Below are 4,211 nucleotides of genomic sequence, written 5' to 3'. Positions count from 1 at the left end.
GACGTTCGCGGCGCTTCGACACTGCTTTTCTGTGCCTAAGCTAGGCGCCTGAAAGCCAACAAAGTAAAGAGGAAACAAAATGTCTGACGAAAATCAAGTAAAAGCACCTGAGGCACCCGCACCTGCCGTCCAGACCGAGCGGCCAGCTGGTGGACCCGGATCAGGACCCGGTGGTCGTCCCGGAGGCCGTCCCGGTGGATCCGGCGGGCCTGGCGGACGCGGCAAGTTCTTCCGCCGCAAGAAAGTCTGCAAGTTCTGCACCGAAAAGATCGACGCTATCCCCTACCGGGATGTCCGTCTGCTGCAGGGATTTGTGGCCGAGCGCGGCAAGATTGTGCCTCGCCGCCTCACCGGCGTGTGCACAACGCACCAGCGCCGCCTCACGCGGGCCATCAAGCAGGCACGCAATATCGCCCTGCTGCCCTTCGCAACAAGGCACTAGCTTGCACGCTCTGAGGCGTCCCTGTTACTTATGGCGCTTTAGTTGTAGTGACTGGAAAATTTCCCAGGCGACGTCCGCACAAGAGTCGCGATAGAATCTGGCGCGGCGCAACTCAATGTGAGCCGCCTGTGTCTAACACAACGGTCGGACAGCACGAAGTCTGGCTGTCTGCAAATCTGGAGAGTTTCACATGGAAGTCATTCTGAAAGAAGACGTAGCCAACCTCGGCCACCGCGGCGATGTCGTGAAAGTGGCTGACGGCTACGGCCGCAATTTCCTGCTGCCGCGCAAGCTGGCTCTGCAGGCAACACTGGCCAACAAGGCCGTGATTGAACAGATGAAAGCCGCTGCAGCACGCCGCTCCGCCACTGAGAAAGCACAGGCGCAGGAACTGGTTGCCAAGCTCGAGCCCCTTACTCTCAGCTTCACCCGCAAGTCAGGCGAGAACGGCCAGCTCTTCGGCTCAGTAACCTCGGCCGACATCGCCGGCGAGCTCGCTGCCAAGGGCTTTGAGGTGGATCGCCGCAAGATTCAACTCAATGATCCGATCAAGAGCCTCGGCGACTTCACCGTATCCGTCAAGCTGCACCGTGAGGTCACCGCGCACCTCCGGGTCAACGTCGCGGCCGACGCGTCTCAGGAAGTTTCCGAGCCTGTCGCCGCCCCCGCAGTCGCTGACTGAAGCTGAAATTTGACCAGACCGCCTCCCAATCCAACGGGAGGCGGTCGTGTATCTGGTCAAACCGGCGTTCCTCACAATGTCTCTACTTCGCTTCCGTCGTTACGACATGCGTTTGTTCAGAAGAACTTAAGTCGATCGAGTAGATCGTCTGGTTGGCTGTTATCACCAGCAGCGCCTGCTGCTCCGGAATAAATCGTGCGGCCAGCGGACGGTGATCGAGTTCAACCTGACGCAGAGTCTCAGCTGTCCTCGCATCGTAGATTGCGATCCCGCCTCAATTGAAAAGTGATGCGTATTCCGAACCTGTACGAGGGCTACTTGAAGATATCCTTATCTGTCATCCCGCCGCTTAGTTTGATCAGCTTTTTAAGGGCTTTGGTGAACTTCGTCTGGAATCCCGATCCATCCGGAATCTTTTCCCAAGAAAACAAAATTCGTGCCCGCGACGTCGGAGTCGACGGATCGATATTGTTGTCTGCGTCGTAACAGGTGCGGGCCTTTTTGCCCGCTATCGCGTCCACCGTCAGGCGCGCCAGCGGCGCCCGCGTCTGCATCGAGTCGCTCGCATCGTAGACGTCCCATACGATTGTGTTGGCATCCAGAGCGCTCAGAAATATGTCGCAGTGTCCATCCGGCTGCTTGATCGTCAGTACCGTGGCTGTGGGATCGATCGAGATCTCCAGGTTGTCGTTCACCTGGTCTTCAGCGCTGTACGCGAGCATCGCCCCGTGCATGTAGTCGAAGAGTTCAGCTGAGGTTGGCTCGTGCGGCGGAGGCGCCTTCTTCTTGTGCGTAGACGTCTGGGCGGAGCCAGGATACACGACGATTGCCAGCACAGCGGCGCAAACTCCCGTCGCCAGTCGCGAACCGGCCCTTCTCTCGACGTGAATCATGAGGCTTCCCGGCCATCATAGGACAGACGGCACGCCATTCAGCCTCATTTAAGGTCATCTCGACTCCAATCCGTAACCTTGACATTCATGGTGCCAGGGACCCCATCTCTGCAGGAAGGTTGCATTGGCTTGAATTACCGATGTAGCTCCCACCATTTCCAGCGGAAGGTGAGAAGCTTCAACCCCGGGCATCTATCATCGCCAATGGCTGCTCGCGATCCGTTCGCAATGTCGGAACGGCCCGTAATAGATTCTGCGTGTAAGGGTGCTGCGGGGCTGTCAGCAGCTTCGTGCACGGTCCCGTCTCCACGATCTGCCCGGCCCGCATCACCGCAACCCGACCCGCCACCTGCCCCACCACGGCGAGATCGTGCGAGATGAAGAGCATTGCCAGCCTATGCTGTTTCTGCAGGTCGGCTAACAATGCCAGAATCTGTGCCTGTACCGTCACATCCAACGCCGTCGTTGGCTCATCCGCAATCAGCAGGCGGGGTCGATTGATCAGCGCCATCGCAATCAGGATCCGCTGCCGTTGTCCACCCGAGAACTGGTGAGGAAAATCGCTGAACCGCACTACGGCATCGGGAATTGCAACCTCCTCAAGCGCCGCAATAGCCCTCTTCTTCGCCTCTCTCCGCGTGCACGAGGGTGCATGTGCCTGCACGCTCTCCGCCACCTGACGCCCGACGGTCATCACAGGATTCAACGCAGTCATCGGTTCCTGAAAAATCATTGCGATCTCGCGCCCCCGCAGCGCTCGCATCGCGCGCACTGGCTGATCGAGAAGATTCATCATCTCGTGGAGTCCACGTTCTCCCAAAGCAACTGAGTCCGCGTTTCGTCGCCAGCGAACGCTTCCCGTCACCCCCGCCGCAGGCCCAAGCAATCCCATCAGCGCCAACGCAGTAGCGCTCTTGCCCGAACCCGACTCTCCCACCAAGCCCAGCACTTCGCCGTCATCGAGATCGAAGTCGATCCCGCGCACGGCCTCGGTCGCGCCAAACCAGATATGCAGATCGCGAATTTCGAGAAGCCGGTCCATATCGCAATCCTATTGCACCGTTGCGGGAGATCCCAGCACTTCACGGGAGGTGAATCAAGCAGTAAAACAAAACTTTCTCTTCGCTCGCGAAAGCATCGTCCTCGAAAACCCCTATCAGGAAAAGAACTTCGCGCATTTCTCCTTGGCAAGCGGCGGCTGCAAGCAACCTTTCGCAGAGCAACGCGATCGGTCGCATCTTCATCTTTATGCCATGAACGTGGAGGTTCTTATTTCTATGAAAAACATTAAATGGATTGCACCATCTCTGCTTGCTCTCTGCATCGCTTCAACCGGCGCTCTCAAAGCCAGCGCTCATGAAGCACAACCTGTTCCCATGGCTGCTCAGTATCAGGATCACGATCATTGGGATCAGCCTCCTTCCGGATATCGCGAAGCACAACAGCGCGGTTATCATGAGGGCGTCGAAGCCGCCCGCCACGATTTCAGCGAGCATCGTCACGCCGATGCCGATGACCATGACATGTACAAACATCCGCCTGTGGATGGAGATGCTCGCAACGATTTTCGCGAAGGCTTCCGGGAAGGATATCGTCGCGCTATGGATCACATGAAAAACGATCACGACCACGACGATCAGCCGCACTTCTAACCTGGGTCACAGCGAAGAAATGCCCGGCGGATCGAACCGCCGGGCATCTCATTTTTCGCGCCCTTCCGTATTTATAGGCTGAGTCAGTCCGCACGAGTCTAGCCAGGGACCCGGTCGAATTACCGCCCGCAGGTTCTACGCGCCTTCGCAGGGGGTTTCATATTCTGCGTTTTCGGGTGTCGCTCACAGCGCTGCGAATCAAGGCCTCGCGGTCCGCAACGAAACGCCGAAACTCCTGCACCAATCCCTGAGGTTCAGGGCCAGCCGCACAGACCATCAGGAATTCGCGCTGCATGCGAAGCCCCTCGACCTCAATGACCTTGAAACCCGCGCCGGTGCGAGCGTCCTTTGCTATTGCCCATCGGGAAACAAAGCCCGCGCCCAATCCTGCCTCCACCGCCGACTTGATTGCCCCGGTTGAATCCAGTTCCATTGCGACCTTGAGCGAGGCCACTTTCACGTGTTGCTTCGCCAGCGCCATCTCCACCACATGCCGAGTCCCCGAGCCGTGCTCCCGCATCAGCAGGGGCACGGTCCTCAAT

General features: G+C 58.2%; 6 protein-coding genes. 3 read left to right on the top strand and 3 right to left on the bottom strand.

Features of this window, described 5'->3' with window-relative positions:
* Positions 1 to 79 precede the first annotated feature (79 nt).
* Both rpsR and rplI read left to right on the top strand, forming a co-directional pair.
* A complete protein-coding gene (gene rpsR / locus WA354_RS08205; protein ID WP_472812517.1) occupies positions 80 to 442 on the top strand; it encodes a 30S ribosomal protein S18 in 363 nt (120 codons plus the stop codon).
* Positions 443 to 632: 190 nt separating this feature from the next.
* Positions 633 to 1,124 (top strand): 50S ribosomal protein L9, encoded by a 492-nt coding sequence (gene rplI, locus WA354_RS08200; protein ID WP_472812516.1) that lies wholly within the window; start codon positions 633 to 635, stop codon positions 1,122 to 1,124.
* 314 nt (positions 1,125 to 1,438) lie between these two features.
* Here rplI and WA354_RS08195 read toward each other — a convergent pair whose 3' ends face one another.
* Complete coding sequence (locus WA354_RS08195; protein WP_472812515.1) at positions 1,439 to 2,017, bottom strand: hypothetical protein; 579 nt, start codon at positions 2,015 to 2,017, stop codon at positions 1,439 to 1,441.
* Between the two features lie 178 nt (positions 2,018 to 2,195).
* Positions 2,196 to 3,059, bottom strand: a complete 864-nt coding sequence (locus WA354_RS08190) for an ABC transporter ATP-binding protein (RefSeq protein ID WP_472812514.1) — start codon at positions 3,057 to 3,059, stop codon at positions 2,196 to 2,198.
* A 235-nt stretch (positions 3,060 to 3,294) separates the two neighbouring features.
* On the opposite strand from WA354_RS08190, the gene WA354_RS08185 reads away from it, so the two are divergent.
* Positions 3,295 to 3,669 (top strand): hypothetical protein, encoded by a 375-nt coding sequence (locus WA354_RS08185; protein ID WP_472812513.1) that lies wholly within the window; start codon positions 3,295 to 3,297, stop codon positions 3,667 to 3,669.
* Between the two features lie 157 nt (positions 3,670 to 3,826).
* Here WA354_RS08185 and WA354_RS08180 read toward each other — a convergent pair.
* Positions 3,827 to 4,211 (bottom strand): LysR substrate-binding domain-containing protein (locus WA354_RS08180; protein ID WP_472812512.1); only part of this gene is annotated, 385 nt, incomplete at its 5' end.

It is taken from the genome of Occallatibacter sp., from assembly GCF_049802275.1.
Taxonomy (GTDB): domain Bacteria; phylum Acidobacteriota; class Terriglobia; order Terriglobales; family Acidobacteriaceae; genus Telmatobacter.
Note: the sequence above shows the minus strand (reverse complement) of the source record. Positions and strands in the feature narration are given on the sequence as shown.

Excerpts from the sequence above, each read along its gene's own strand:
- rpsR (WP_472812517.1), top strand. The coding sequence starts at position 80 with ATGTCTGACGAAAATCAAGTAAAAGCACCTGAGGCACCCGCACCTGCC.
- rplI (WP_472812516.1), top strand. The coding sequence starts at position 633 with ATGGAAGTCATTCTGAAAGAAGACGTAGCCAACCTCGGCCACCGCGGC.
- WA354_RS08195 (WP_472812515.1), bottom strand. The coding sequence starts at position 2,017 with ATGATTCACGTCGAGAGAAGGGCCGGTTCGCGACTGGCGACGGGAGTT.
- WA354_RS08190 (WP_472812514.1), bottom strand. The coding sequence starts at position 3,059 with ATGGACCGGCTTCTCGAAATTCGCGATCTGCATATCTGGTTTGGCGCG.
- WA354_RS08185 (WP_472812513.1), top strand. The coding sequence starts at position 3,295 with ATGAAAAACATTAAATGGATTGCACCATCTCTGCTTGCTCTCTGCATC.